This window comes from Arthrobacter oryzae, from assembly GCF_003634095.1.
Lineage (GTDB): Bacteria > Actinomycetota > Actinomycetes > Actinomycetales > Micrococcaceae > Arthrobacter > Arthrobacter oryzae.
Genome location: NZ_RBIR01000004.1, coordinates 412688 through 439639, shown reverse-complemented (window position 1 = coordinate 439639; position 26952 = coordinate 412688). Strand labels below are relative to the sequence as shown.

General features: G+C 67.8%; 28 protein-coding genes. 8 read left to right on the top strand and 20 right to left on the bottom strand.

The genetic code is table 11. From position 1 onward, the window contains the following. Positions 1-43: 43 nt before the first annotated feature. Both pheT and pheS read right to left on the bottom strand, forming a co-directional pair. The gene (gene pheT, locus C8D78_RS12205) at positions 44-2587 is read right to left on the bottom strand and encodes a phenylalanine--tRNA ligase subunit beta (RefSeq protein ID WP_120954012.1); all 2544 of its coding nucleotides are present in this window, start codon (positions 2585-2587) and stop codon (positions 44-46) included. 2 nt (positions 2588-2589) lie between these two features. Continuing rightward, positions 2590-3651: a phenylalanine--tRNA ligase subunit alpha gene (pheS, locus tag C8D78_RS12200; RefSeq protein ID WP_120954010.1), complete on the bottom strand. Its 1062-nt coding sequence runs from the start codon at positions 3649-3651 to the stop codon at positions 2590-2592. 261 nt (positions 3652-3912) lie between these two features. Between pheS and C8D78_RS12195 the strand changes: the two genes are divergently transcribed. Beyond that, the gene (locus C8D78_RS12195) at positions 3913-4395 is read left to right on the top strand and encodes a hypothetical protein (RefSeq protein ID WP_244208371.1); all 483 of its coding nucleotides are present in this window, start codon (positions 3913-3915) and stop codon (positions 4393-4395) included. A gap of 1 nt (position 4396) precedes the next feature. Further along, positions 4397-5035 carry an SIMPL domain-containing protein gene (locus tag C8D78_RS12190; RefSeq protein ID WP_120954008.1) on the top strand — a complete coding sequence of 213 codons (639 nt, stop codon included), beginning with the start codon at positions 4397-4399 and terminating at the stop codon, positions 5033-5035. Between the two features lie 153 nt (positions 5036-5188). Here C8D78_RS12190 and pcp read toward each other — a convergent pair whose 3' ends face one another. After that, positions 5189-5830 (bottom strand): pyroglutamyl-peptidase I, encoded by a 642-nt coding sequence (gene pcp, locus C8D78_RS12185; RefSeq protein WP_120954006.1) that lies wholly within the window; start codon positions 5828-5830, stop codon positions 5189-5191. Positions 5831-6249: 419 nt separating this feature from the next. On the opposite strand from pcp, the gene C8D78_RS12180 reads away from it, so the two are divergent. Together C8D78_RS12180 and C8D78_RS12175 are read left to right on the top strand one after the other, a co-directional pair. Continuing rightward, complete coding sequence (locus tag C8D78_RS12180; RefSeq protein ID WP_120954004.1) at positions 6250-6768, top strand: DUF1269 domain-containing protein; 519 nt, start codon at positions 6250-6252, stop codon at positions 6766-6768. Between the two features lie 122 nt (positions 6769-6890). Continuing rightward, the gene (locus C8D78_RS12175; protein ID WP_120954003.1) at positions 6891-8081 is read left to right on the top strand and encodes an Rv2578c family radical SAM protein; all 1191 of its coding nucleotides are present in this window, start codon (positions 6891-6893) and stop codon (positions 8079-8081) included. A 43-nt stretch (positions 8082-8124) separates the two neighbouring features. On the opposite strand, the gene C8D78_RS12170 is transcribed toward C8D78_RS12175, so the two are convergent. From C8D78_RS12170 to C8D78_RS12155, 4 genes are all read right to left on the bottom strand, one after another. Beyond that, positions 8125-9498 (bottom strand): NAD(P)(+) transhydrogenase (Re/Si-specific) subunit beta, encoded by a 1374-nt coding sequence (locus C8D78_RS12170; protein WP_120954001.1) that lies wholly within the window; start codon positions 9496-9498, stop codon positions 8125-8127. Beyond that, a complete protein-coding gene (locus C8D78_RS12165) occupies positions 9495-9923 on the bottom strand; it encodes an NAD(P) transhydrogenase subunit alpha part 2 (RefSeq protein ID WP_120953999.1) in 429 nt (142 codons plus the stop codon). Before C8D78_RS12165 ends, C8D78_RS12170 begins: the two co-directional genes overlap by 4 nt. Then, positions 9923-11065 carry a Re/Si-specific NAD(P)(+) transhydrogenase subunit alpha gene (locus C8D78_RS12160; RefSeq protein ID WP_120953997.1) on the bottom strand — a complete coding sequence of 381 codons (1143 nt, stop codon included), beginning with the start codon at positions 11063-11065 and terminating at the stop codon, positions 9923-9925. Before C8D78_RS12160 ends, C8D78_RS12165 begins: the two co-directional genes overlap by 1 nt. A gap of 88 nt (positions 11066-11153) precedes the next feature. Further along, complete coding sequence (locus C8D78_RS12155; RefSeq protein ID WP_120953995.1) at positions 11154-11618, bottom strand: (deoxy)nucleoside triphosphate pyrophosphohydrolase; 465 nt, start codon at positions 11616-11618, stop codon at positions 11154-11156. Positions 11619-11906: 288 nt separating this feature from the next. Here C8D78_RS12155 and C8D78_RS12150 point away from each other — a divergent pair, with 288 nt between their 5' ends. Beyond that, positions 11907-13115, top strand: a complete 1209-nt coding sequence (locus C8D78_RS12150) for an MFS transporter (RefSeq protein WP_120953994.1) — start codon at positions 11907-11909, stop codon at positions 13113-13115. 203 nt (positions 13116-13318) lie between these two features. On the opposite strand, the gene C8D78_RS12145 is transcribed toward C8D78_RS12150, so the two are convergent. Further along, positions 13319-14239 carry a cation diffusion facilitator family transporter gene (locus C8D78_RS12145; RefSeq protein WP_120953992.1) on the bottom strand — a complete coding sequence of 307 codons (921 nt, stop codon included), beginning with the start codon at positions 14237-14239 and terminating at the stop codon, positions 13319-13321. Between the two features lie 230 nt (positions 14240-14469). On the opposite strand from C8D78_RS12145, the gene C8D78_RS12140 reads away from it, so the two are divergent. After that, positions 14470-14739 (top strand): GlsB/YeaQ/YmgE family stress response membrane protein, encoded by a 270-nt coding sequence (locus tag C8D78_RS12140; protein WP_120953990.1) that lies wholly within the window; start codon positions 14470-14472, stop codon positions 14737-14739. Positions 14740-14903: 164 nt separating this feature from the next. Here C8D78_RS12140 and C8D78_RS12135 read toward each other — a convergent pair whose 3' ends face one another. The 4 genes from C8D78_RS12135 to infC form a co-directional block, all read right to left on the bottom strand. Continuing rightward, positions 14904-15800, bottom strand: a complete 897-nt coding sequence (locus C8D78_RS12135) for a TrmH family RNA methyltransferase (protein WP_120953988.1) — start codon at positions 15798-15800, stop codon at positions 14904-14906. A 65-nt stretch (positions 15801-15865) separates the two neighbouring features. Further along, entirely contained in the window at positions 15866-16336 is a 471-nt protein-coding gene (gene rplT, locus C8D78_RS12130) for a 50S ribosomal protein L20 (RefSeq protein WP_120953986.1), read from the bottom strand. 118 nt (positions 16337-16454) lie between these two features. Continuing rightward, entirely contained in the window at positions 16455-16649 is a 195-nt protein-coding gene (gene rpmI, locus C8D78_RS12125) for a 50S ribosomal protein L35 (RefSeq protein ID WP_003798720.1), read from the bottom strand. Between the two features lie 116 nt (positions 16650-16765). Further along, on the bottom strand, positions 16766-17851 hold the full coding sequence (gene infC, locus C8D78_RS12120) for a translation initiation factor IF-3 (protein ID WP_244208370.1): 1086 nt from the start codon (positions 17849-17851) through the stop codon (positions 16766-16768). A 432-nt stretch (positions 17852-18283) separates the two neighbouring features. Between infC and C8D78_RS12115 the strand changes: the two genes are divergently transcribed. Further along, complete coding sequence (locus C8D78_RS12115) at positions 18284-18670, top strand: DUF1844 domain-containing protein (RefSeq protein WP_120953982.1); 387 nt, start codon at positions 18284-18286, stop codon at positions 18668-18670. Between the two features lie 142 nt (positions 18671-18812). On the opposite strand, the gene C8D78_RS12110 is transcribed toward C8D78_RS12115, so the two are convergent. From C8D78_RS12110 to C8D78_RS12080, 8 genes are all read right to left on the bottom strand, one after another. After that, positions 18813-20123 (bottom strand): MFS transporter, encoded by a 1311-nt coding sequence (locus C8D78_RS12110; protein ID WP_120953980.1) that lies wholly within the window; start codon positions 20121-20123, stop codon positions 18813-18815. Positions 20124-20185: 62 nt separating this feature from the next. Beyond that, entirely contained in the window at positions 20186-21109 is a 924-nt protein-coding gene (locus tag C8D78_RS12105; RefSeq protein ID WP_120953978.1) for an SseB family protein, read from the bottom strand. Positions 21110-21122: 13 nt separating this feature from the next. Next, on the bottom strand, positions 21123-21869 hold the full coding sequence (gene priA, locus C8D78_RS12100; protein WP_120953976.1) for a bifunctional 1-(5-phosphoribosyl)-5-((5-phosphoribosylamino)methylideneamino)imidazole-4-carboxamide isomerase/phosphoribosylanthranilate isomerase PriA: 747 nt from the start codon (positions 21867-21869) through the stop codon (positions 21123-21125). Positions 21870-21918: 49 nt separating this feature from the next. Beyond that, the gene (locus C8D78_RS19700) at positions 21919-22077 is read right to left on the bottom strand and encodes a hypothetical protein (protein WP_167467900.1); all 159 of its coding nucleotides are present in this window, start codon (positions 22075-22077) and stop codon (positions 21919-21921) included. Further along, a complete protein-coding gene (hisH, locus tag C8D78_RS12095) occupies positions 22078-22860 on the bottom strand; it encodes an imidazole glycerol phosphate synthase subunit HisH (RefSeq protein WP_120953974.1) in 783 nt (260 codons plus the stop codon). It abuts the gene before it with no gap. Then, positions 22857-23483, bottom strand: a complete 627-nt coding sequence (hisB, locus tag C8D78_RS12090) for an imidazoleglycerol-phosphate dehydratase HisB (protein ID WP_091557762.1) — start codon at positions 23481-23483, stop codon at positions 22857-22859. The genes hisH and hisB overlap by 4 nt, the downstream gene beginning before the upstream one ends. Positions 23484-23553: 70 nt before the next feature. Then, the gene (locus C8D78_RS12085) at positions 23554-24672 is read right to left on the bottom strand and encodes a histidinol-phosphate transaminase (protein ID WP_120953972.1); all 1119 of its coding nucleotides are present in this window, start codon (positions 24670-24672) and stop codon (positions 23554-23556) included. A gap of 68 nt (positions 24673-24740) precedes the next feature. Then, on the bottom strand, positions 24741-25097 hold the full coding sequence (locus tag C8D78_RS12080) for a LysM peptidoglycan-binding domain-containing protein (RefSeq protein WP_120954150.1): 357 nt from the start codon (positions 25095-25097) through the stop codon (positions 24741-24743). Between the two features lie 568 nt (positions 25098-25665). On the opposite strand from C8D78_RS12080, the gene lexA reads away from it, so the two are divergent. Beyond that, entirely contained in the window at positions 25666-26415 is a 750-nt protein-coding gene (gene lexA, locus C8D78_RS12075) for a transcriptional repressor LexA (RefSeq protein ID WP_120953970.1), read from the top strand. Positions 26416-26952 lie beyond the last annotated feature (537 nt).

The following is a 26952-nucleotide window of genomic DNA, read 5'->3' as shown; positions in this document are numbered from 1 at the left end:
GACCCGCCCTTTCAGCTAGCCCGCGCCGTCGTCAGCGCAGTTCTTAGCGTTGAACCGCTCCGAAGCGCTCGTGGGCAGCGGCGACGGCACCCTCGCGGGCCGCCGATGCCTCGTCGGCCGTCAGGGTGCGGTCGTCGGCGCGGAAGCGGAGGCTGAACGCCAGCGACTTCTTGCCTTCCTCGATCCCCTTGCCCGCGTAGACGTCGAACAGTGCGACGTCCTCGAGCAGTTCGCCTGCGCCTTCACGCAGGGCCGCCAGCACTTCTCCGGCCGGAACGTCCTGAGGCACCACGAGGGCCACGTCCTGGGTGGCCACCGGGTAGGCCGAGATGTGCCGGGCCACGATCACGTCGGCAGCCGCCTCGAAGAGCGCGTCGGCGTTCAGTTCCAGCGCCACGGAGCGGGCGGGCATGTCGTGGGCCGCCAGCAGCTTGGGGTGCAGTTCGCCCGCGTAGCCGACCACGGCGCCGGTGCGCAACGCAATCTGCGCCGCCCGGCCCGGGTGGAAGGCCTGGTGCCGGCCCTGCGTGACCACGAGGTCCACGCCCAGCACGTCACCGGCCATGCGGGCGATGTCCACCGCGTCCGCCCAGTCCCACACCCGTGGGGTGTGCGCCGGGGCGGCGGGAGAATCGTGTCCCGTGAGGACGGCGGCGAGGTGCAGCGGCTGGTCCGGAACGCCGTCGTACAGGGCGTCGAGCACCTGGTCGCCCGGCTTGACCCCGAGCGGCGGAATCGAGGCGGTGCCCAGCTGCTCGCCGGGCAGGAAGACAAGCCCGGCTTCGAAGAGGGCGAGATCGCGGAACCCGCGCGAGTGGTTGCGCTTGGCCACCTCAATCAGGCCCGGCAGGACGGAGGTCCGCAGGAAGCCGTGTTCCTCGCTGATCGGGTTGGCCAGCTTGAGGGCCTTGCGCGCCGCGCCCTCGACGGGGACGCCGAAGGTGTCATTGGCCGCCTTGGAAACGAACGGGTAGGCCATCACCTCGGTCAGACCGGCGTCGGCCAGGGCCTGGATCAGGCGGCGCCGTTGCTGCTGGACGCGGGTCAGGCCGCGGCCCGGGGGCGCCACCGGCAGGGTCGCCGGAATCTTGTCGTAGCCGACCAGCCGGGCGATTTCCTCGGTGAGGTCGTCCTTGGTCTCGAGGTCATTGCGCCAGCTGGGGGCGGTGACAGCGAACCCGCCGTCGTTCTTCTCGAGAACCGCGCCGAGGTCCTCGAGCGAGGTGACGATCTGCTCTTCGGTGAAGTCGATGCCGATGCGGGTTGCGGCGTACCCGGCCGGCAGTTCGATCGTGACGGCATCCGGCGCGGTCCCGACGTCGGTCCCGGCCTGATCCGCCGTGCCTCCGGCGAGTTCGACCAGCAGGTCCACCACGCGCTGGGCGGCAACATCGGCCACCTGCCAGTCCACCCCGCGTTCGAAGCGCTTGGACGCCTCGGACGGCAGCTTGTGACGGCGGCGTGCACGCGCGATCGAGACTTCGTCGAAGTGCGCGGCCTCGACCAGCACGTTCGTGGTGGAGTCCGAAACCTCGGTGTGGGCGCCGCCCATGACACCGGCAATCCCGATCGGGCCGGAGGCGTCCGTGATCAGCAGATCCTCGGCGTCGAGCGTGCGCTCCTTGTCATCCAGGGTGGTGATCTTCTCCCCCGCGGTGGCACGCCTGACGACGATGTCGCCGGCGAGCTTGTCCAGGTCATAGCAGTGGTTCGGCTGACCGAGCTCAAGCATGACGTAGTTGGAGATATCCACCGGAAGGGAGATGGAGCGGATGCCGGCGAGGCGGAGGCGGGAGGTCATCCACGGCGGGGTGGGCCGGGTGGCGTCCACGCCCCGCACGGTGCGGGCCACAAACCTGTCACAGCCGGGCTTGCCGTAGATGGGGGCGGCGTCGTTGAGCTTGACGCCGTAGCCGCCGGACAGCACGGCCGGGACCTGCACCTTGGACACCGGGTCCGTGAAGGCGGTGCCGGTGGCGTGGGCGTACTCACGGGCAACGCCGCGGATGGAGAAGCAGTAGCTGCGGTCCGGGGTGACGTTGATTTCCGCGGCCTGGTCGTAAAGACCAAGCAGTTCCATGGCGTCGGTGCCCAGCTCCGGGTCGAGGCCGATCCGGGACAGTACGAGGATGCCGTCGTGGTCCTCGCCGATGCCGAGCTCGCGCACCGAGGCGATCATGCCCGCGGAGAGGTGACCGTAGGTCTTGCGTGCGGAGATCCGGAAGTCGCCCGGCAGGACGGCGCCGGGCAGGGTGACCACCACCTTGTCGCCCTCCACGAAGTTGTGGGCGCCGCAGATGATGCCCTGCACGCCCGAGGGATCGATGCCTTCGCCGGTCAGGGGCTGTGGCCGGCCCTCGGGGACAACCCGGACCTGGCACCAGTTGATGGTCTTGCCGTTGGACTGGGGCTCCTTGACGATGCTGAGCACCTGGCCCACCACGATCGGACCCTGGATCGTGTCCGTGGGGCGATGGACTGCTTCTTCTTCGAGTCCGACCTTGACCAGCTCGGCCATGACGTCTTCGGCCGTTGCTCCGGCCGGTACCTGCGCGAATTCGCGCAGCCAGGAAAGTGGGATACGCACTGTTAGATCTCCATCCCGAAGTGCTCGCTGAAACGTACGTCGCCTTCAATCATGTCGCGCATATCGCCGACCTCATTGCGGAACATGAGGGTGCGTTCGATGCCCATGCCGAAGGCAAAACCTGAATAGACGTCCGGGTCGATGCCGGCGGCGCGCAGGACGTTGGCGTTGACCATGCCGCAGCCGCCCCATTCGATCCAGCCGGGACCGCCCTTGGCGCCCGGGTGCCAGATGTCCAGCTCCGCGGACGGCTCGGTGAACGGGAAGTAGTTCGGGCGGAGCCGGATCCGGGCTTCCGCCCCGAACATCTGGCGCGCGAAGTGCTCCAGGGTGCCGCGGAGGTCCGCCATGCTCAGGTTCTTGTCGATGGCCAGGCCCTCGAACTGGTGGAAGACCGGGGTGTGCGTGGCGTCGAGTTCGTCCGTGCGGAAGACCTTGCCCGGGCACAACACGTAGATGGGCACCTCGCGTTCCAGCATGGAGCGGACCTGCACCGGCGAGGTGTGCGTGCGCATGAGCAGGTGGGCCTCGGGCGGCTCGACGAAGAACGTGTCCTGCATGTCCCGGGCCGGGTGGTCCGGCTTGAAGTTCAGGGCATCGAAGTTGAACCATTCGGACTCGACCTCGGGACCTTCGGCAATTTCCCATCCCATGCCGACAAAGATGTCGGCGACGCGGTCCTGCAGCGTGGACAGCGGGTGGCGTGCCCCGGCGCGGCGCCGGCGCGGCGCCGCTGTCACGTCCACGGTCTCTTCGACCAGGATCCGCGCGTCGTTCTCGGCTTCGAGCTCGGCAGTGCGGTCCGCGAGCGCCTTGTTGACGCGTCCACGGGAGGCTCCCATCAGCTTGCCGGCGGCGGCCTTCTGGTCCTTTGGCAGCGCCCCGATCTCACGGTTGGCGAGGCTCAACGCGGACTTCTCGCCGGTGTGCGCGAGGCGCACGGCCTTGAGTTCGTCGAGGGTCGCGGCGGCGGCTATGGCGGCCACGGCATGGTCTACGGCAGCGGTAATGGCGGCTTCATCCAAAGGATTCGGGACGGCATCGCCCGGCAAAGTTTCAGTCATCTACTGTTCTTAGCTACGAGTCGGATCATGCCGACAGCATGCGGCCGGGCGCAGGGCGCGGTGCGGGTTGTCGGCAAGGCTTATGGTCACTGACCCCAGTCTAGTAGACGGCGCCCGGCCGGAAGGCAAACGCCCGGCGCTCGTGACGCAGCGTTCCCGGCGGCTCCCTGGGACGCTGACCGCAGGGGAAACCGCCCGCGGGCACCGGACATCCCCGCGGACTCCTGCCCGCAGGACACACCCCCCGGCTACCATGGCCTCATGACGTCCGGACAACGGGTGCGGCAGATCGCCAACGTGCTGAACGGCTCGACCCTTCTGGGCCTGGTGCTGGCGGCCTGCGCCCGGACGCCCGTCAGTACCGGCCCGCGGGGGCTGCTGATCGCGAGCCGCTACCGCTGGCGGCTTCCATACGCGGCGGCTTTCACGGTGGGCAACGTGGTCCTGTTCCGCGCCGGCCCGGACACCGCCCTGGCCAATCCTGCTCTGCTGGGCCATGAGGAGCGGCACAGCACCCAGTACGCCTGGTGCCTGGGCCTGCCGTTCCTTCCCCTCTACTTCATTGCCGCGGGATTCTCACTCTGGCGGACGGGCAACCCGGGCAGCGCCAACGTCTTCGAACGCCTCGCCGGCCTGGAAACGGGCGGCTACCCGCGGCCCGGCCGCACGGGCACCGGTCGGCGGACACGCCGCTGCGTGTACGCCGAGTCCCCCGCCACGTCCCCCAACGGTTATGAGGCCTGACATGACGCACAACCCCAGAACCATCTCGGCCACCGGAACGGGCACTGCGGAGGCGGTGCCGGACCTCCTGACGTTGTCCATCGGCGTCGAATGCCGCCGGGAAACCGTTGCCGGGGCCTACGGCGATGCAGGTGCGAGATCGGCCGCCATCACTTCGGCGCTGCGGGAGCACAGGGTGGACGGCGCCGACATCTCCGCCTCCGGGCTCAATGTCCGTGCCGAGGTGAACTGGCAGGAGGGCCGGGGCCAGACGGTGACCGGCTACCTCGCTTCAAGCACGCTCGCCATCAGGATCCGGACGTTGTCCTTGTCCTCGCAGATCCTTGCCGCGGCCGTTGCCGCCGGCGGGGACGACGTCCGGCTGAACGGGCTGAGCCTGGGTTTCGCGGATGCCTCCGCCGTCGAGGCCCGGGCCAGGGAGGCCGCCTGGGCGGACGCCCGGACCAAGGCCGCGCACTATGCCGCCCTCTCCGGGACCGGCCTGGGCAAGGTGCTTTCCCTCACCCAGCACTCAGGCTTCCAGGCACCGGTCCCGATGGCGACAATGCAGCGGGCGGTGGCCGCGGAGTCATTCACCGTCGAGGCGGGCGAGTCGAGTGTCACGGCAACGATCGACGTCGTCTGGGAACTGCTCGACTGACGGACCGGGCAATTGGCTGGCCGGGGATCGGCTGACCGAAGAAAATTGGTGACCGGGCAACTGGCTGGCCGGGCAACCGGCTGACGGAAGAACTGGCGCGGCCCTGCCGGCCCTGCCGCCGGTTTGCTTGCCGGTTTGGCCGCCGCCTGTCAGTCAGTGCGTTGCGCCGGCGGCGATCTTTAGATCCGCCGCCGTGGCCAGCGCGGTCCGGACCACGACGGCGAGCGCCGCCGCCATCTGTTGCGCCGGCAGCGACGGCGCGCTGCTCCCGGCCGGAAGCTGGCTGTCCGCGTAGGGGACGTGGACGAAGCCTCCCCTGGTGCCCGGGCGCATTTGCAGGGCATGCATGAGCGCGTAGAAGACGTGGTTGCAGACATAGGTCCCGGCGCTCTGGGACACTTCCGCCGGAATCTGCGCTGCGGTCAGGGCCGCGAGCGCCGCTTTGACGGGAAGCGACGTGAAATAGGCCGCCGGGCCGCCCTGGACCACGGGCTCGTCCACCGGCTGGTTGCCCGCGTTGTCCGGGATTCGGGCGTCGTCACAATTGATGGCCACCCGTTCCAGGGAGATGCCCGCCCTCCCGCCGGCCTGGCCGGCGCACAGCACAAGCTCGGGCTTGAATCGCTCGAGGGCCGCGGTCAACGCCTTGGCCGAGTTTCCGAAGACGCAGGGCAGTTCCACCGCCTGGACATCCAGCCCTTCGGATCGGAGCAGCCTCGCCGCGGATTGGGCAGCGGCCCAGGACGGATTGGCCGTATCGCCGCCGAACGGCTCGAAACCGGTCAGGAGAATCATCGCCCCAGCCTAGCAATGCGCCCTCACACGGCGGCTTCACACCGCCGCCCCAGCCACGTCAACGCCGTCTTTGGGTACGTTGCGGAGCCGCTCTTGCCCCAAGAGCCTGCCGGGCGCACCAGAGTCAGCCTTCGCCGCGATGAGACGCTCCGCCCGGCGTCGATGCTCACTGCTAGGCAGCCGCGGTCCCGCTGGCCGCTTCGGTTGGTTCCTGGAAGGGTGCCATAAGGCCCTGCCGGCGTCCGACCCGTCGAGGCAAGAGTTGGACCTACGCGAGGACCGGAGTGCCTACTGCCCGGTCCGGGCGGGACAGGCCACCCGCCGTTGGAAATTCAGTTAGGTCCAGCACGGCCCGGTCCGACAGCGTCGAGTAACCAAGCGGAGTGGCCGCTCCGCCGGCCGGAACCAGTGGAGGCACCATGTCAGAGCACAACTACACCTTGTTTGTATCCTCGTACGCCGACGTCGACTCGGCAGCAGAGGATTTCAAAGCGATCAAGAGCATGGATGACGCCGCCGTGGCGGCTGCGGTTGTCCTGTCGCGTGACCCCGCGGGTCAGACCGAGGTCAAGGAGCACGGGGGCGGGCTGGTCGCCGGCGGAACCACAGCCGGCGCCATCGGCGGGCTCGTCGTCGGACTGTTTGCTCCGCCGCTCCTGCTTTCAGGCGTGATCGGTGCTGGGATCGGCGCTGGCGCTGGCGCCATCGCGAAGCGTCATGAGGAGAAATCCATCGGCGTCAACGCGGAGGAGTGGCTGCCGCCGGGCTCCTCGGCGATGGTTGCCGTCGTCGACGACCTCTACCTCGACCGCGTCGACAACGCGATTGAGAAGGCCAGCAAGAAGATCAGCAAGGCCGTCGAACGTGGCGACTACGACGCCGTAGTCAAGGCCGTGAACGAGGGAGACGAGAAGATCATCGAAGCCGCTTCGTCGTAATCGGCGGCTGGCCAAGGGCGGAGGCAAGGATTGCTGTACGGGTTGACCGATGACACGTGCAGGACCGCGCGGCCCCGAGTGGCATCCTTGACATTTAGTCGAACATATATTCGAATGTAGGCATGAGATGGGACGCGCAAGCACTTGAGCGCGGCGATTCCCCGGCCGCCCTGTCCGCCGGTTCGCCGGCCGATAGTTCACGGGCCGCCCCGGCCCTGCTGCCGCTGGCCGGGCTGGTGCGCTCCGTCTCCACCCCGGAGTTTGCCGGGATCACTTTCCATGAGGTCACCGCCAAATCGGTGCTCAACAAGGTGGTCGCCGGTTCGAAGATGCCGTTCGACTGGACCATCAATCCCTATCGCGGCTGCAGCCATGCCTGCGTTTACTGCTTTGCGCGCAAGAGCCACACCTATCTGGACTTCGACGCCGGTCTGGACTTCGACAGCCAGGTGGTGGTCAAGATCAACGCCGCTGAGATCCTCCGCAAGGAACTCGCCAAGGCCTCCTGGCGTCACGAGCATGTGGCCCTCGGCACCAACACGGACCCGTACCAGCGCGCCGAGGGCCGCTATCAGCTCATGCCCGGCATCATCGCGGCCCTCGCCGAGTCCGGCACTCCCCTGTCCATCCTCACCAAGGGCACGCTCCTGGCCCGGGACATCCCGCTCCTCAAGCACGCCGCTGCCCAAGTGCCTGTCGGGGTTGGCATTTCGCTGGCCATGACCAACGAACGGCTGTCCGAGGCCGTGGAACCCGGGACGCCGGGGCCGCGGGCGCGGCTGAAGCTCATCTCCCGGCTGCGGGAGGCCGGCCTGCCCTGCGGCGTCATGGCGATGCCCATCATGCCGTGGCTCTCTGACAGCGACGAGGCCCTCGACTCCCTTTTCGGCGCCCTGGCAGCGGCCGGCGCCACGGGCGTCACGGCCGGCGCGCTCTACCTGAAACCGGGAACCCGTGAATGGTTCATGCAGTGGATCGCAAGGGAACATCCCCACCTGGCAGGCAAATACCGTCGCCTGTACGGGAGCGGGTCCTATGCGTCCAAGGAGTACCGGGCGTGGCTGGCTGGCCGCATCCGCTACTTCAAGGACCTCCACGGCTTCTCCGGCTCGCACGGATTCAGCCACCGGGATCTGGACGGCAACGGCCACGACGACGCCCGCGAGGAAGAAGCCCAGTACCCGGCCGGGAGCATCCCGGACACGGCAGGGCATGCGAACTTCAGGCATGCGGGCCGCCCAGGCCACGAACGCGCGAACGGCAGCCATTCAGCCGCCAACCCTTCAGGAACGGCGCAGCCCACCCTGTTCTAGCAGCCCACCCTCTGAGGCGCCGGGAACCCGGAAAGCCTCGAAGCTAGAGCGCCTTGACCGCGCCGAGCACCCTGGCCAGCGAATCCTTGGCATCGCCGAACAGGAGCGTCGTCTTGGGGTCGTGGAGGAGTTCGTTCTCGATCCCGGCGAAGCCCGGACGCATTGACCGCTTCAGGAACACCACCTGCTGAGCCTGCACCACCTCCAGGATCGGCATCCCATAGATCGGCGATCCGGGGGAAGACTTGGCTGCCGGGTTGACGACGTCGTTGGCGCCGACCACCAGCACGATATCCGTGTTCGCGAACTCGGGATTGACCTCTGCCAGCTCCCGAAGCGACTCGTACGGGACGTCGGCTTCGGCCAAGAGCACGTTCATGTGGCCCGGCATGCGTCCGGCCACCGGGTGGATGGCGAACACGACGTCCACCCCGCGGTCGGCGAGGGCCGTGGCAAGCTCCGCCACGGTGTGCTGGCCCTGCGCCACGGCGAGCCCGTAGCCGGGAACAATCACCACCCGCTGGGCATAGCCAAGCTGGACGGCAACGTCCTCCGGCGAGGACGAGCGCACCGGCCGGTCGCTCACGGCGGTGGATCCCGCCGTCGAGCCGCCCTTGAACGCACCGAACATTATGCCGGCGACTCCGCGGCCCATGGCCGAGGCCATGACCTTGGTCAGGATGGTGCCGCTCGCGCCTACCAGGGTTCCGGCCACCAGCAGCAGGACATTGCCAAGGACCACGCCTGACGCCGCCACCGCCAGCCCCGTGAAGGCATTCAACAGCGAGATCACAATTGGCACGTCCGCCCCGCCGACGGGCAACACCAGGAGCAGCCCGGCCGCGAGACCCAGGCCCAGCAGTGCCAGCGACCAGCCGACCGCGCCGGTCAGGACCACCAGCACCCCGGAGACCACGGCCCCCAGGATGACGGCCCCCATGACCCAGGGCATGCCGGGAAAGAGCAGCGGCCTGGCGCTGATGAGCTCCTGCAGCTTGGCCACAGTCACCGCGGAGCCTGCGAAGGACACCGCGCCCACCAGCATTGTGAACACCACCGCCAGGCGGACCCACGGGTCCCCGCTGTGGCCAAGTTCCAGTACAGCGACGAGCGCGGCGGCGCCGCCTCCGACGCCGTTGAACAGCGCCACGAGCTGAGGCATCTGGGTCATCTGCACCCGCCGGGCCACCGGAACAGCAATCGCGGAACCGACGGCGATGGCGGCAAGGATGAGCGGAATGTTTTCCAGCCGCGCTGATAGGAACACGGTGACGACGGCGACCAGCGCCCCGGCGGCGCCGATCGCGTTGCCGCGGCGGGCGGTCTTGGGCGAGCTCAGGCCCTTCAGCGCCAGGATGAAGCAGACGGCGGCCAGCAGATACAGCAGGGCCGTCCACTCGGAGCTCAGGAGGCTCACCGGGCTTCCCCCGTCACGCCGCCGGAGGTTCCTTTGCGGGGGTGCGCGCCGCCAGGGCCTGCCCGGTCCGCACTTTCGCCGGCGGCGGAGCCTCCGGCCGGACCGGCCCCGGGCTGGGCGCCCCCGGGCTGCGCCGGCTTGCGTGTCTGCCTGTGCCCGCTGAACATCTCCAGCATCCGGTCCGTGACCACGAATCCCCCCACGAGGTTGACGGTCGCCAGCACCACCGCCAGGAGCGCGATCCCGAGCACCCAGGGGTCGCCGGCTTGCCCGGCCACGATGATGGCGCCGACCAGGATGATGCCGTGGATGGCATTGGCTCCGGACATCAGCGGCGTGTGCAGCTTGCTGGTCACCTTGGAAACGACTTCGAACCCGACGAACACCGCGAGCACCACCACTGTCAGCAGCGCTACCGGGCCCATTACGCTTCTCCTCCCAGGGCAGCCGCCGTGGGGGCGTGCCGCACGGCGCCGCCGTGGGTCAGGCACGTGCCGGCAACCACGTCGTCGTCGAAGTCGGGGGCAACCGTGCCCTCTCGGGTGATGAGGGCGAGGAAGTTGCTGACATTCCGGGCGAAGAGCCGGGACGCGTCCGACGGCATTGCCGATGCCGCGTCCTGCAGTCCCACGAGCGTGACCGAGCCGCCGTCGACCGGCACAAGGATGTCCTGGCCGGCGATCACGCCCTCCACGTTGCCTCCGGACTCCGCGGCGAGGTCCACGACAACGGATCCGGCCCGCATGCCGGTCACCATGTCGGTGGTCACAAGCAAGGGGGCGGCCCGGCCCGGGATGGCGGCCGTCGTGATCAGGACGTCCGCGGCGGCGACGTGCGGGGCGAGGAGGCTGCGCTGGCGTGCCGCCCGATCCTCGCCGAGGGCGCGGGCGTAACCGCCGGTCCCCTCCTCCGCCGCGGCGAGGTCAAGGTTGATGAATGTGCCGCCCATCGAGGCGACCTCGTCGGCGGAAGCCGCGCGGATGTCGTTGGCCGAGACCCGGGCACCGAGGCGCTTTGCCGTGCCAATCGCCTGCAGCCCGGCAACGCCGGCCCCAAGGACCAGCACCCGCGCCGGCGGGATGGTGCCGGCGGCCGTCATGTAGAGCGGGAAAAACCGCGGATAGCGCACGGCGGCTTCGAGCACTGCGCGGTATCCGGAGACGAGGGACTGCGAGCTCAACGCATCCATGGATTGTGCCCGGGAGATCCGCGGGAGCAGTTCCAGGGCGAAGGAGGTGATGCCGCCGGCGGCCAGCGCCCGGACGGTCGGCAGTTCCGAGCCCGGTGATGCCAGCCCGATCGTGACGGTGCCGGGCCGAAGCCGGGCCGTGGCCTGCGGGGTAAGCGGGCGGACATGCAGCAGGACGTCGAGGGCCTCAAACGGAAGATCGGAGATCACCGTGGCCCCGGCCTCCTTGAACGCTGCGTCCGCGAACCCAGCCTCGGTTCCGGCCCCGCTCTCCACCAGGAGATTCAATCCGAGGGCCGTCAGCTGCAGCACGGTATCCGGCGTGGCCGCAACCCGGCGTTCCCCGGCTCGCTGCTCTCGTCCGACACCGACCTGCACGGGCCTCTCCTCTCGATTGGGTTCAGAGTAGGCACATGGCTGACGGTTTGGCGAGAGGCGCACCACGGCACGCGGCGGGGCGGCCGGCCTAGAAGGTCAGTCCGGCTCCCCCGCCGAGCGGCACCTTGGCCCGGACGGCCGCCAGGAGCGCCTCCACGATGGGGAAGTCCGCAGGGATCCACGCCAGGCCCAGGACCTCGTCCGGGCGGCGAAGATCGAGCCAGCGCAGTTCGTCGTGGTCCTCCAGCGGCCGGGGCACACCCTCGGCGAGCTCGGCAAACCAGACCCGCATCGCCGCCTTCTCGTTGAGCGGCCAGCCCGTGGGCGCTTCGGCGGGCAGCTCGGCACCGAGCCGCACCAGCACGCCCAGTTCTTCCCGTAGCTCGCGGTGGAGGGCGTCTTCGGCGGCCTCGCCCGGTTCCACTTTGCCACCCGGAAACTCCCACATTCCGGCAAACTGCGGGGGCGCCGTGCGCCGCGCCACGAGTAGCATGCTTGGTTCGGCCAGTGAGTCCACTACTGCGCCGCCAACGACGTTAATGAGTCCAGTCACGCCCTCAAGTCTAAGGCGGGGCCTCCCATCCGGCGGGGCCCCAGCGGCAGGAGAGCGCAGGAGAGCGGTACTGCGGCCCGGGCGGGCGGCAAGGGACGGAGCCGAGGGGCCGAAGACGCGGGCCGGCCCCGCCGGGTAGGGGACAATAGTGAGGGCGGCCGCCCGGACCGGGCACAGGGTGACTGCGGTGTGACTGCGGAATATCCGGCGCCGCCTGCACGTTCTTGAAAGCATATTTATCTGGCCGACTCCTCGGGCATCTCCCGGCAAACACCGACGAAAAGACGAATGACAACCACCACATACGCCCCGGCGTCGCCCAAGACCGGCACCCGCAACGTTGCCCTGGCCATCATTGCCCTCGCGATGGGCGGCTTCGGCATCGGCACTACCGAATTCACCATGATGGGCCTGCTGAAGGAGATCGAACAGGGCCTGAACATCAGCACGCCCGAGGCCGGCCACCTGATATCGGCCTATGCCCTCGGCGTCGTCATTGGCGCTCCGGTGCTGGCCGCCGTCGGTGCCAGGCTCCCACGGAAATATCTGGCGTTAGGGCTGATGCTCTTCTTCAGCATCGCCAACCTCAGTTCCTTCCTCGCCCCGGACTACGGCTCCATGCTGGTCTCCCGGTTCGCCGCGGGACTGCCCCACGGCGCATTCTTCGGGGTCGCGGCCGTGATTGCGGCTTCCCTCGTGGCGCCGACCAAGCGCGGTTGGGCAATTTCGATGGTCATGGCCGGACTGACAGTGTCCAACGTCATTGGCGTCCCCTTCGCCACCTGGCTGGGCCAAAGCTACGGGTGGCGGCTCCTGTTCCTGCTGGTCGGTTTGATCGGGATCATCACGCTCGTCATGCTGTGGAAGTTCGTCCCGTTCCAGAAGCCGCACGCCGATGCGAGCTTCCGCCGCGAGCTCGGCGCGCTCAAGCGGCTCCAGGTGTGGCTCGCCATCCTGGTCGGCATCGTCGGTTTCGGCGGTTTCTTCGCGACCTACACGTACATTTCGCACACCATGACGTCGGTGGCCGGCATCCCGGGCCCATGGCTGCCGCTCGTGGTGGCGCTTTACGGCGTGGGCATGGTGGTGGGCAACATCGTCGGCGGCCGGATCGCGGACAAGTCCGTCATGGGCACGATCTACTGGGTGCTGCCCGCCACAGCCGTGGCCCTCGTACTCTATGCGGTCGCGGCGCACTGGGCGTGGTCCGCGCTGGTCATGGTCTTCGTGGTCGGCGCCGCCGGGTCCATGCTGGTCCCGGCCCTGCAGACGAGGCTCCTGGATGCCTCCCCTGACGCGCCATCGCTGGCCTCGTCGCTGAACCATGCGGCGCTCAACGTCGCCAATGCCCTGGGCGCGTTCCTCGGCGGCCTCGTGATCGCCTGGGGCTGGGGGTATGTCGCGCCCGCCCTCGTGGGCGCGGTCCTTGCCGTCCTGGGCCTCGGGGTCGCGGCCATCAGCGGCGCAGTGGAACGCAGGCGGCCGCTCGCCCCGTAGTTCCGCATCACCGCATCCCGGCACCCGGGCATCCCGGCGTCCCGGAAAACCACCGCAGGACCTTTTCATGAAACACGGCAGTCCGGCCCAGTTAGCTACTGGGCCGGACTGCCGTTGTCGTTATGTCGCTATGCCGCGGCGGGCCCCGCCATGCGTTGCGGCCCGCCGCGGGCCCCTGGAGTGACCGCAGATCTGAAGGGGGCTCAGGACGCGCTGACGCGCTGCACGTCCGGTTCCAGGTAGATGACCCGGGCAATCGGGACAGCCTCGCGGACCCGGGCCTCGGCGTCGTCGATGGCTTTCGCAATGTCCTGGCCGGAGTCCGTGCGGCCGATGCTGATCTTGGCCGCGACCAGCAGCTCTTCAGGTCCGAGGTGCATCGTCTTCAGGTGAATGATGCCCGTGCCGCCGGCCTCGATCGCGGCGCGAATCTTCGCGACGTCGTCGCGCGTGGCCGACTCGCCGAGCAGCAGGGACTTCGTTTCCAAGGCCAGCACCACGGCGATCGCCACGAGCAGCAGGCCGATCATGGCGGTGCCCAGGGCATCCCAGATGCCGTTTCCGGTGATGAGCGTCAGGCCCACGCCGAAGAGCGCGAACACCAGGCCCACCAGGGCACCGAAGTCCTCAAGCAGGATCACCGGAAGTTCGGGCTGCTTGGCGTTACGGATGAATTTGACCCAGCTCTCCTGCCCGCGGAGCGGGTTGGATTCGGCGATCGCGGTGCGGAATGAAAAGGATTCGGCAATGATCGCGCCAACCAGCACGGCCAGCGGCACCCACCAGAAGTCCCCTTCAATGCCGTGCGGGTGCTGGATCTTTCCCCAGGCCTCGTACAGCGCGAACAGGCCGCCGACACTGAAAAGCACAATGGAGACGATGAACGCGTAGATGTAGCGCTCACGGCCGTAGCCGAACGGGTGTTCCTGGCTGGCTTCGCGCTGGGCGCGCTTACCGCCCACCAGAAGAAGCAGCTGGTTGCCGGAGTCGGCGAGCGAGTGGATCGCCTCGGCCAGCATGGACGAGGACAGCGTCAGAAAGTAGGCGACGAACTTCAAGACGGCGATCGTCAGGTTTGCGGCCAGTGCCGCGACGATCGCCTTGGTACCGCCATTTGCAGCCACGTGAGCTTCTCCTTGTGGGGTTCTTCCGGGGTATATGCGAACACCGGAAGAACCCAGCGCCCACAAGGAATACGCTACCCGTTTCCGGGACGACGCCGAACCGCGGCCGGGAGCCAAGCGGCCACGTAACGATTGGGTAGTCCCCTGCTGACAAGCAATCCGGCCTATGTTAGCTTGAAGCCATATTCGGGATTCACAATTTGGATGCCGACGAATATGTAGGAGGAGACATGGGCTTTCTTGGCTGGATCATTCTCGGACTCATAGTAGGTGCAATCGTCAAGGCAGTCATGCCCGGCAGGGTCGGCGGCGGTTGGGTTACCAGCCTCGTACTCGGCGTTGTCGGCGCGATAGTCGGCGGCTGGATCGGCGATCTTCTGTTCGGCGGCGGCAAAATGGAATTCTGGAATCTCGGTTCCTGGCTCCTGGCCATTGTCGGTGGCTTGGTGGTTGCCCTCGTCTACGGCGCCATCACAGGACGCAACAAGACGACCACATAAATTTGTTCAGCTCTCGCCGCGCACTTCAGGTGAAGCGGCAGTAGCAGCACGACGGCGGGGCCCCACCTTTCGGTGCGGCCCCGCCGTTCGTTTGACCTGTACCGCAGGACAGTCCTGGGATTACAGGAGCTTCGTTCCTGCTCCCCGGACGGCCGCCGGCAACCCTACGGGGCCTGCTGTGCCCGCGCGCTGGCGTAGAGGCAGACGGTGGCGGCGGTGCCGAGGTTGAGGCTCTCCGCCTGTCCGTAGACGGGTACGGCCACCCGGTGGTCGGCCAGCGCGCTTTCGTCCTCGGACAGGCCCTGGGCCTCGTTGCCGAATAGCCACGCCGTGGGCCCCTCCAGCGCGTAGGCCGATTCGGCCGCGGGAACGCCCAGGCGGCGGGAAGCATTCTCGTCCTGGAGACGGTCCAGGTTCAGCGGGCCGTAACCGTCTGCGGCGAGCACGCCGATCCCCCGCTCCTTGCACCGCGCCACCAGTTCCGTCACGTCGGCACCGAGGACGATCGGCAGATGGAAGAGGGATCCCGCCGTCGACCGGACGGCTTTGGGATTATAGATGTCCACGCTCGAGGCAGTCAGGACGACGGCGTCGGCGCCGGCGGCGTCGGCCGCGCGGAGCACGGTCCCGGCGTTGCCGGGGTCGCGGACCTCGCACAGCACCGCGATCAGCTTCGGGCCCGCGTCCAGCACCCGATCAAGGCCGACGTCCAGGAAGCCGCAGACGGCGAGAACGCCCTGCGGCGTCACCGTGTCTGCCATCGCGGCGAGCACTTCGTCGGTGGCGAGAAAGGCGGTGGTGCCCTCCGCCAGGGTCTCCAGATCCGGGTGCCGGTCCAGGCAGGACTCGCTCGCGTAGACCTCATAGACGATGCCGGGCGCCCCCGCGGCGAGCCTCTTCTGGTGCAGGATCAGAGCCTCCCGGACCGCCTGCGGCCCCTCCGCCAGGAACTCGCGGCGCTTTAAACGCGCCGGGCGCCCGGCAAGTTGTGCCACCTTCCTCACCCGATCAGCTCGGGGGTTGGAAAGTGGAAGATCTTGCGGGCGCCCGGTTTCGTTCATATAAGAACCTTAGTTGCTCTCGCAGCCTGTTCTTGAACGTCGCGGTTTTTCAACTGCGGCAGGGACTACTTTGCGGCCTCGTCGGCAGCCTTCTTGGCAGCAGGCTTCTTCGCGGGAGCCTTCTTGGCAGCCTTCGGAGCCGGAGCGGCTTCAGCCTGGACGGCCGGAGCGGACGTGTCCGCCGGCAGCGAGTCCTTGGCGACCTGGACCAGCGCGGCGAAGGCGTTGGCGTCGGAAACGGCGAGCTCGGCCAGCATGCGGCGGTCAACCTCAACCTCAGCGGCCTTCAGGCCCTGGATCAGGCGGTTGTAAGTCAGGCCATTGGCGCGGGATGCAGCATTGATGCGCTGGATCCAAAGACGGCGGAAGTCGCCCTTCTTCTTTTTGCGGTCGCCGTAGCTGTACACGAACGAGTGCAGCAGCTGCTCTTTGGCCTTGCGGTACAGGCGTGAACGCTGTCCACGGTAGCCCTTTGCGCGTTCAAGGATAACCCGGCGCTTCTTGTGGGCGTTGACCGCCCTCTTCACACGTGCCACGTGCGTACTCCTTCAAAATCTGATCCCAAGCATCTACTGCCGGAAAACCCGGCGGGCCTGAGAAGCCATTGTGGTAGTTGACTGGTGCCAGGTGGCAATCAGTCAGAGAACTTGGAACTTAGATGCCGAGCATCTTACGGATGACCTTTGCGTCGCCCTTGAAGACGATCTTGTCGCCGGCAAGGCGGCGGGTCAGCCGTGAGGACTTGTGCTCCAGGTAGTGACGGCGGTTGGCCTGCTGGCGGCGCAGCTTGCCGGTACCGGTCAGCTTGAAGCGCTTCTTAGCACCGCTGTGGGTCTTCATCTTCGGCATGGGAACCGATCTCCTTACGTATCCGCAGACATGGTCTGCAGTTCTTTCGTGCAGCCACCCCTGCGGGCGGCATGCTGGTTGCTTGCTGCCGGGCATTACTGCCCGGCGGCCGTGAATTAGTTGGTCTTCTTGGTGCCAGGCTTAGCGGCTGCCCGGGGGGCGGCCGGCCGGGACACAGGCTTCGGAGCTGCGGGCCTCGGCACCGGCTTCGGAGCAGCAACCGGCTTCGGTGCCGCCGCCGGAGCAGCAGGAGCGGATTCCGCAGGAGCCTTAGCCGCAGGGGCCGGGGCTGCCTTCGGCGCCGCGGGAGCCTTGGCGACTGGCGGCTTCTGAGGTGCCTTCGAAGCCTCCGGGGCCTTGGCCGCTGCCGGCTTCTCGGTCTTCGGAGCTGCCGGAGCCTTGGCCGCTGCCGGCTTTTCGGCCGGCGCAGCTGCCTTCGGTGCTTCCTTGACGGGAGCCTCTTCGACCTTGGCCGCCTCGGCCTTGGTCTCCTCGACCGCAGCCTGCGTGGTCTCGGCCTTGGCCTCTTCGGCTACCGGAGCTTCCGTTACCTCGGCCACCGGCGCCTCGGTCCGGACCTGGTAGCCCTCCGGCAGCAGGTCGGCAAGCGACTGCGTCAGGGGAGCCTCGGGGCCGGACGTGTCAACACGGCCTCCGCCCGAAGCCTTGGCCTCGTTCTCGGCTTTGGCTTCGGCGCGCTGCGATGCACGGCGGGCCTCAGCCTTGGCTTCGGCCTTGTTCTTCAGCGGGCCCACCACCATGACCATGTTGCGGCCATCGATCCGCGGGCTGGACTCCACGACGCCGACTTCGGCGACGTCATCCGCGAAACGCTGGAGCAGGCGGATGCCCATCTCGGGGCGCTGCTGCTCACGGCCACGGAACTGGATCATGGCCTTGACCTTGTCACCGGCACCGAGGAAGCGGAGGGCGTGGCCGCGCTTGGTCTCGTAGTCATGCGTGTCGATCTTCAGGCGGAAGCGGATTTCCTTCAGGACCGTGTTGGTCTGGTTCTTCCGGGCCTCGCGTGCCTTGACGGCGGCTTCGTACTTGTACTTGCCGAAGTCCATCAGCTTGCACACCGGAGGCTTGGCCTGCGGTGCAACTTCAACGAGATCAAGATCGGACTCGGCAGCCAAACGCAGGGCATCCTCAATACGGACAACGCCTACTTGCTCGCCTGCAGGGCCGACCAGCCGCACCTCGGGGACGCGGATACGCTCATTGATTCTTGGCTCGCTAATGTTAAAGCTCCTGTGTTCGTGAGGGGTATTCCACCGGCAAAAGAAGAAGGCCCCCAATTGCCGGAGCAATCGAAGGCCTCGAAGATCGGAGCTGCCAGCCTCAGTGAGGCGGCATGCACATGCGCCGGACCGGAGTCCGAGGTTGTGCCCGACCAGGTACCCGGCAACCTTGACTCCCGGAGGGAGGGGCTTCCCGAAGGAAGTTTCGCGGCTGACGCGGGTGGGAGAGAACTCCGCTTGCAAACTAAAAGTCAATTCTACAGAAAGATACCCGCTCAACGCACATGTGCGTCGCCGGGCGCCAATTACGGGCTTCGGCCTTAGCCGGAGCACTGCATTCAACAGTCTGAGAATAACGACATTCAGTCGGTCTGTGACAAGCTTACCAGCATGAGCACTTCAGATAGTAATTCCCACGTTTTCGAGCCCGCAGCCGCCCAGGCCGACGTCTCACAGCAGATCCGCGACATCTCGGAAGTTCCCGCAATCGAGGTCATCACCACCGCAGCCGTGCACCTCATGAGTGCGGCCGCTGTGAAGCTCGGCCTCGCCGCCGAGGAAAATGCCCAGGAACTCAAGGACCTGGACGAGGCCCGCAAGCTGATCACCGCCCTGGCGGGCCTGGTGACGGCGGCGGCGCCGGAAATCGGCTCACAGCACGCCGGACCCTTGCGTGACGGGCTGCGCTCGCTCCAGCTCGCCTTCCGCGAAGAGTCGATTATCCCCGATGCTCCGGGCAAGGGCCCGGGCGAGAAATACACCGGCCCGGTCAACTAGCGACCAGCGGCTAGAGACCAGCGACACAGCCAGAACGCGCCGGCGGGCGGACCACCCAGGTCCGCCCGCCGCCGTCGTTAACCCGCCGACGTCGTGAACCCCGCCGCCGTCGTTTACCCCGGTCGGGCGGGATTAGCCCGTGTCACGCGCGGGCGAGGCGGCGGCGGCGCACCCGCTGCAGCGCGAGTCCCACAAGGCAGAGAGCCACGCCGGCCACGCCCACGGAGACGAAGCCGGCCGACGGGCCGATCACGTCGATGAACAGGCCTGCCAGCGGCGCCCCCAGGGCCACACCGCCGGTAAGCGAGGACCCGTACCAGCCCATGGCCTCGCCACGCCGGCTCTCGTCGACGAGCTCGGCCACTTTTTCGGAGGCGGCGGACAGCACCGGCGCGCACAGCAGGCCGGGCAGCAGCGCGAGCAGGCTGAGGGTCCAGGTGTCGGTTGCGAAGGCCATGGGGACCGTCAGTGCAGACATCCCCAGCAACAAGAGGATCGGCGAGATGGTCCGGTGCATGGCGCCGTAGAGGATCCCGCCCACTACCGAGGCCGCACACCAGAAGAGGAAGACGATCCCGATCTCGGCCTGATGGCCGCCGGTCTGGAGAGCGGCGACGATGCCCACGTCAGTTCCGCTGAGGACCATGCCGGCTCCGAAGGCAACAGCGAAGACGGCGGCCACTGCGGCGGTGAACCAGCTGAAGTTGTGGATGACCCTGTGCCGCAAGCCGGAGCGCCGCTGCCGCCGTTCCTCGGCGGCGGCCAGCGGAGCCAGCTCCGCTGCGGCCTCCTGCAGGTGTGCCGGCGCGGCGGCCACGACGGCGGCTTCTGCGCGTTCGAGCTCCTCCGCCTCGAGTGAGGCGTCCGGGGCCGCACTCCGGGTGGGCGGGTTGAACCACATGAGGAAAAGTCCCGACACCGATGTGGCCACCCCCACCACCGTCAGGCCCAGGACGGACTGTCCGCTGGTGGCGACCACTGCGCCGACGGCGGGGCCGATCATGAAGACCAGTTCGGTGGCGATGGCGTCCAGTGCGAAGGCCGTGCGGCGCTGTTCTCCAGTGGCCAGTACGCCGAGCGACTGGCGCACGACACTGAAGATGGGGAGCGTCAGCAGGCCGCCGACGAAGACGAGGGGCAGCAGGACCTCGTAGGACACGTGCGGCACGACGGACCAGATCACGGTCTCGGAAATAAGTGAAGGAATGAGGGCCTTGCGCAGCCCCACCGTGTCTACCCGGCGTCCGCGCCAGGGCGCCCCGACGGCTATTCCGATCGTCATGACGGCGGCCGCCGCGCCGGCGGCGGCGTAGCCCTGGCCCAGCGTCAGGACGATGTGAAGGGTCAGCAGGACGCCGGCGGCCGAGTGCGGTATGCGGGCAATCATCCCGACCAGCAGGAGCCGCCTGATGGGCCTGACTGCAAGCAATTCCCGGTAAAGCGCGAAATTCACGAACTACATCCTTCTGGTACTGCCCACGGCAGCACCGGGATGTCCCCCCGTTGGGCCGTCAGCTATTGAGCTGCGCGCTGCAGCTTGACCTCGATCGAATCAACCCGCTCGGCAAAAATTTCATTCCGTGCCCAGGCGTCATTGAGGCCGGCAACGATGGACTGCACGCCGCCGGCGTCGAGTCCGTCCTCGAGGTAGAGAACTACACGGAGCTCCGGGCCGGCGCCCCCGCCAGGAAGCCGCTTGCCGTCGGCCGTTGCCGAGGCAACTCCACCCCCCGGATGAATTTCAACACGGCGGACGGCCGGAAAGCGAACCGCACCCTCCCCAAGGACACCTGCGAGGTCCGGATCGGCATACGACGGCGTCCAGGTCTGCTGCTGGGCGAGGGCCCACACCGCCGGCCGGCGAACCACGAAGGTCAGTTCGGACCCGGGATCGAGCACCAACAGCTCGGCCCCTTCCGCAACGGCAGACAGGGCGGCCCGGGCCGCGTATACGGCCACGGGCCTCGCCTCCGGATGCCACGCCCGAAGCGACGCCGCGGAGGTGAACACGGGCATGGCCGTCCGCCCGTCCGGCGCCTTGAGCGTCACCAGGGCCATGTCTGCCTGCTTGTCAGAGTGCAATCCCTCCGCGTGGGTCCCGGCTGCGGCGTCACCCTCTTCGGCGAGTTGGGCCACGATGGGTACGAACACCCGGGCGGTGGCCAGCGCGGCCACCACTGCCGCCTCGTCGCCGGTGCCCGCGGAGAGGTCTGCCACTGCCGCCAGGTATCCGGCGTCGGCGGCGCCGTCGTCGTCCTCAAAATTGTGGATCTTGGCGTCATCGCCGGCGAGGCTGCGCCCGGCCCAGGGCTGGCCGGCAGAGTCTGTGGCTCCGCCCGCGCCGGCAAGGGCAGCGGCGATGTGACCGGGAAGATGCCGGACCGGAGCGGCTCCGGCGCCTGCCTGGGCGCCGGCGTTGGGTTCGGGGGTGTGCTCCATGACCGTTGTCCGCCTAGCGGCGGCCGGCGACGTCGAGGGCTGCGGGCAGCGTGAAGTTGCCGTTGTAGAGGGCCTTGCCGATGATGGCGCCCTCGACGCCGAGCGGCACCAGGGACCGGAGGACTTTGAGATCCTCGAGGCTGGAAATTCCGCCGGAGGCGACCACAGGTTTGCCGGTTTTTTCGACCATCTGGCGCAGCAGTTCGACGTTGGGGCCCTGGAGGGTTCCGTCCTTGGTCACATCGGTGACGACGTACCGGGCGCAGCCGGCGTCCTCGAGCCGGCCCAGCACCTCCCAGAGGTCCCCGCCGTCCTTGGTCCAGCCACGGCCGGCGAGGGTGGTGCCGCGGACATCCAGGCCGACGGCGATCTTGTCGCCGAAACGCTCGATCACCCGGCCGGTCCACTCCGGGTTCTCCAGTGCCGCGGTGCCCAGATTGACCCGGGCGACGCCGAGGTCGAGGGCCTTCTCGAGGGATTCGTCGTCTCGCAGGCCGCCGGAGAGCTCAACCTTGATGTCGAGCCGCCCCACCACCTCGCGCAGCAGCTCGGCGTTGGAGCCGCGCCCGAACGCGGCGTCAAGGTCCACCAGATGCACCCATTCAGCCCCCTGCTGCTGCCAGTTAAGCGCGGCCTCCAGCGGGGTGCCGTAACTCGTCTCGCTGCCGGCCTCGCCTTGCACGAGGCGGACGGCCTGGCCGTTGACGACGTCGACGGCGGGCAGGAGCTCAAGAACGGGCAGCGGGGTTTCGGTGGTCATCGTGGAATCCTCAGCTAGGGAGTGGGTGGCGGGAACGCGGCGGGGGATGTCAGGACGCCGGCAGGGTCAGGAGATAGGCGGCGAGCAGCGACATGCCGGCCAGGACATAAAACACGATCTGCACCCAGAGCGGACTTTTCTGCTGCCGGAAGGAGATCGCGCCGCCAACCAAGAGGCCGGCGAGGCCCATGAGCACCAAAGACCACATCTAGGCGGTCTGTTCCGGGTCGGCGGTTTCCGTGACCGTGCTCTCGAGGGTTGCGGGGGTTGATGGGGCTGCGGGGCGGCGCAGGCCCTCGACCCAGTTGCGAAGCAGCCGGGCGCCGGCATCGCCGGACTTCTCCGGGTGGAACTGGGTGGCGCACAGCGGTCCGTTTTCCACGGCCGCGATGAACGGCGCTCCGTGCTTGGACCAGGTGACCAGGGGTGCGGCCATCCGGGGCTGGATGACGTCGAAGTCCCAGTGCTGGACACCGTACGAGTGCACGAAGTAGAAGCGCTCCCCCTCGACGCCCGCGAACAGCTTGGATCCTTCCGGAACGGACACGGTGTTCCATCCCATGTGCGGCACGACGTCGGCGGGCAGCAACTCGACCTTGCCGGGCCACTCCCCCATGCCCTCGGCCTCGGTGCCATGCTCGACGCCGGCCTCGAACAACACCTGGAGCCCGACGCAGATGGCCAGCACCGGACGGCCTCCGGCGACGCGACGGCCGATCATGCGGATGGCATCCACGGCCTTGAGTTCGCGCATGACCGTTTCGAAGGCGCCGACGCCCGGGACCACCAGACCGTCGGCGTTGAGGACGTCGGCAGGTTTGGAGCTGAGGATGACCTCGGCGCCGGCCCGCTCCAGCGCACGCACCGCGGACCGGACGTTCCCCGAGCCGTAGTCCAGCACCGTTACGGTGGGCTTCCCCTCCGGGGATGCCGGCTTGGTCCCGGCGACTGGATCGATGATGGCGCCGTCGCGGAGCGTCGGGCCGGTCACAAGGCGCCCTTGGTGGACGGGATGCCTTCGACGCGGGGATCGGGTTCCACGGCCGCGCGCAGCGCACGGGCAAAGGCCTTGAACTGGGCCTCCACGATGTGGTGGGGATCGCGTCCGGCGGTGACGTTCATGTGCAGGCAGATTCCTGCGTGAAGCGTGATTGCCTCGAAGACGTGGCGGGTCAGCGAGCCGGTGAAGTGGCCGCCGATCAGGTGGTATTCCTGGCCTGCAGGTTCCCCGGCGTGAACCAGGTACGGCCGGCCTGAGACGTCGACGACGGCTTGTGCCAGGGCCTCGTCCAGGGGAACGGTCGCCTCGCCGAAGCGGCGTATGCCGGCCTTGTTGCCCAGGGCGGTCCGCAGCACCTCGCCGAATGTGATGGCCACGTCCTCGACGGTGTGGTGGACATCGATGTGGGTGTCGCCCGTGGCCTTGACGGTCATGTCAATGAGGGAGTGCTTGCTCAGTGCCGTCAGCATGTGGTCGTAGAACGGGACCGACGTGCTGATGTCCGAGACCCCTGTGCCGTCCAGGTTGATCTCGACCAGCACCGAGGACTCACTGGTGGTCCGTTCCATGCGTGCGGTCCGGCCCTCGGCGGCGGTGGATCCGGTGTTGCTCATGTAGATGTGTCCTTTGGGAGAAGGCAGCGTGCTGGGCAGTCTGGCGGGGCGCTCTGGCTCCCCGATAAGTCTAGGCCTGCGGCTTTGCCGGGCTGGTCAGGATGCGCTCGAGGCTTTCGAGGAAGGCTGTGGTTTCCGTCTCAGTGCCGGCGGTCACGCGAAGGTGCCCGGGGATGCCGACGTCGCGGATCAGAACTCCGGCGTCCAGGAGGCGCTGCCAGACTTCGTGGGGGTTTTCGAGTCCGCCGAAGAACACGTAGTTCGAATCAGAGGCGGCCGGCTTGAGGCCCAGCCGGATCAGTTCCGACACAATGCGGTCGCGCTGGCGTTTGATGTCTTCGACGTCCGCCATGAGTGCCACCCGGTGGTTCAGGGCAGCAAGGGCTGTTGCCTGGGTGATGGCGGAGAGGTGGTACGGAAGGCGGACCAGGCGGAGGGCGTCGGCGACTTCCGGGGCCGCGGCCATGTAGCCCAGGCGCGCGCCGGCAAGGGCGAACGCCTTGCTCATGGTCCGCGAGACGATGAGCCGCTCCCTGCCGGGCAGCAGTGTGAGGGCACTGGGCGTGCCGTCGTGGGCAAATTCGTGGTAGGCCTCGTCGACGATCACGATCGTCTGGCTGGCCTCGCCGGCCTCGTAAACGGCCTCGACCACATCAAGTCCCAGCCCGGTGCCGGTGGGGTTGTTAGGGGAGCAGAGGAAAACGATGTTGGGCTGAAGTTCCCGGACCTGCCGGGCCGCCGATTCCGCACTGAGGCCGTAGTCCGCCGCGCGGACCCCGACGACGTACTCGGTATCAGTCCCGGCGGCCAGCAGCGGGTACATCGAGTACGTGGGAGGGAACCCGAGCGCGGTCCGGCCGGGGCCGCCGAAGGCCTGGAGGATTTGCTGGAGGACTTCGTTGGAACCGTTCGCGGCCCAGATATTGTCGGCGTCCAGGCCATGGCCAAGGTACTCGGCGAGGGCTTCACGCAGTTCGCTGAACTCCCGGTCCGGGTAGCGGTTCAGCCCGGCGGCTGCGGCGCTTACAGCTTCTGCGATGGCCGCCCGGACGTCGGCCGGGACACCGTGGGTGTTCTCGTTGACGTTAAGCAGGATGGGGACGTCCAACTGGGGCGCGCCGTACGGGCGCAGTCCGCGGAGATTGGTTCGGAGGGGCAGGCGGTTGAGGCGCTCAAGCTGGTCGGTCACGTGACCAGTTTAAGTGCTTGCGCGACGAGCGCTGAAACTGTGACGCCCGCGACGCCGCTTACGGGACGTTATTTGGCCGGGACGAAGAGCTGCTGGCCCGGCATCACGCGCGCGGCGTCCAGGTTGTTCAGCTGCACGATATCGGCAACGACATCGCGGGGATCACGCCCCGGCGCCACGGACCCCGCAATGGCCCAGAGCGACTCCCCCGGCTGCACTGTCACGGAGACAGTCGGCGTCACCGAGAGTTGGTCGGCGGAATCTGCGGCCTTCGCCGGCGCGTTGAGAAATCCGCTGAGCGAGAGCAGAAATGCCGCCAGCAGGATCAGCGGGACACCGAAGAAGACGAAGCGTCCGCGCCGGGTAAGCCGCAGCGGCGGCTGCTTCTCAAGCCCCGCCTTCCCCTGACGTCCCACAGAGCCCATGGCCGGCAGCGTTGACGGCGCGGACGTCGACACGGACTCGCGGCGGCCCGCGTTGATCGGATAGACGTTTCCGTAGCCCGAGCCACCCCGGCCGGCAGCGCCGTCGTGCTGGGCGAAGCCGTCCTGATAGGCGGCTCGGCGGGGACCTGCGCTGCCGCGGTGATCCTTGACGCTACGGACGAACGTGCCGTGTACCGCGCTTGCTGCTGACATGAATTGAGCCCTCCTGGACCATACGTTGCCGCCCGGCGTACTCCATATACGCGCCGCCAACCGACCTAATCTTCGAACATAGAACCTAACGATGTTCGCAAAGCCTGCATCCCGGAATCGAATACATATTCGAATCCTGCTTGTTCTGTTTTAGCACTTAATAACGAACGATGTCGAGACTCGCTAGAACAAATGTTTGAAAAAGTTCTGCGGCTGGCCTACTTTTGAGGGAGGGAACAACCACTCGTGAACTCGTTCATCGGTAGTTGATCAGGCGGGTCTGACATTTCAGGCCGGAAGTACCCGGCGACAGCAGCCACGGCGGCCGGGTGAAACGGAAAGGCGTTGGCGAAACATGGCAGCACAAGCCACCGGCGGCAGGGCCACCTCACGGGGCGCCCAGCCCGCACGGGCCCCTAAGAGCCTCACCGTCCGGCAGAAGAAGATCCTAGAGACGATCCAGCGTTCCGTCACGGACAACGGCTACCCGCCTTCGATGCGGGAGATCGGCGACACCGTTGGGCTAGCCAGCTTGTCGAGCGTCACCCATCAGCTCTCCCAGCTTGAAAAACTCGGCTACTTGCGGCGCGACCCGAAGCGCCCGCGGGCAATGGAAGTGCTCATGCCGCTGACCCTGGACGAGGGAACCACGTCCATTTCCGGAGTCGAGAAGTCCAGTGGCCTGCGCGCCGTCGGCGGCCTGTCCGTGACTGAGCTCGCCAGCGCCACCGACACGGCAATGGTACCGCTGGTCGGCCGGATCGCGGCCGGCGGCCCCATCCTCGCCGACCAGGTGGTGGAAGACGTCATGCCCCTGCCGCGCCAACTCGTGGGTCATGGCGAGCTCTTCATGCTCAAAGTGGCGGGCGACTCGATGATTGACGCCGCCATCTGCGACGGCGACTGGGTGGTTGTCCGCCGCCAGGGTGATGCCATGAACGGCGACATTGTTGCCGCGCTGCTGGACGATGAAGCCACCGTCAAGACGTTCCGGCAGCGGGACGGCCACACCTGGCTCCTGCCGCAGAACACCCAGTACGAGCCCATCCTCGGCGACCACGCCGTCATCATGGGCAAGGTCGTCTCGGTCCTCCGCTCCCTGTAAAGCCCGACAGCACCAGCGCACGAGGGCCCCGTCCGACGTCGGACGGGGCCCTCGTGCGTTCCTGCCCGGTTACTCCCGGCAGAAGGGTCACTGGTCCCCGGACGACGCCGGTATTCCGCGGGCGCCCGGAGGAGGACGGAAAGCAACCGGGCAGGAGCGTCACGCTCCGCCGGCTGCGTCGGGCTCCGGGCGCCAGCAGCTAACGCCCGGCAGTTGACGCCCCGCACAGCGGCCCACTCGTCCCTGGACGACGCCGGGCGGGACCCTCGTGGGTTCCTGCCCGGTTACTCGCGGCAGAAGGGCCACCGGTCCCCGGACGACGTCGGACGGGGCCCTCGTGCGTTCCTGCCCGGTTACTCCTGGTGCAGGGCCCACCGGTCCCCAGACGACGCCGGTATTCCGCGGGCGCCCGGAGGAAGACGGAAAGCAACCGGGCAGGAGCGTCACGCTCCGTCGGCTCCGCCGGCTGCGCCCGGCTCCGGGCCCCCGCCCGGCAGTTATCGCCCGGCAGTTATCGCCCGGCAGTTGACTCCCCGC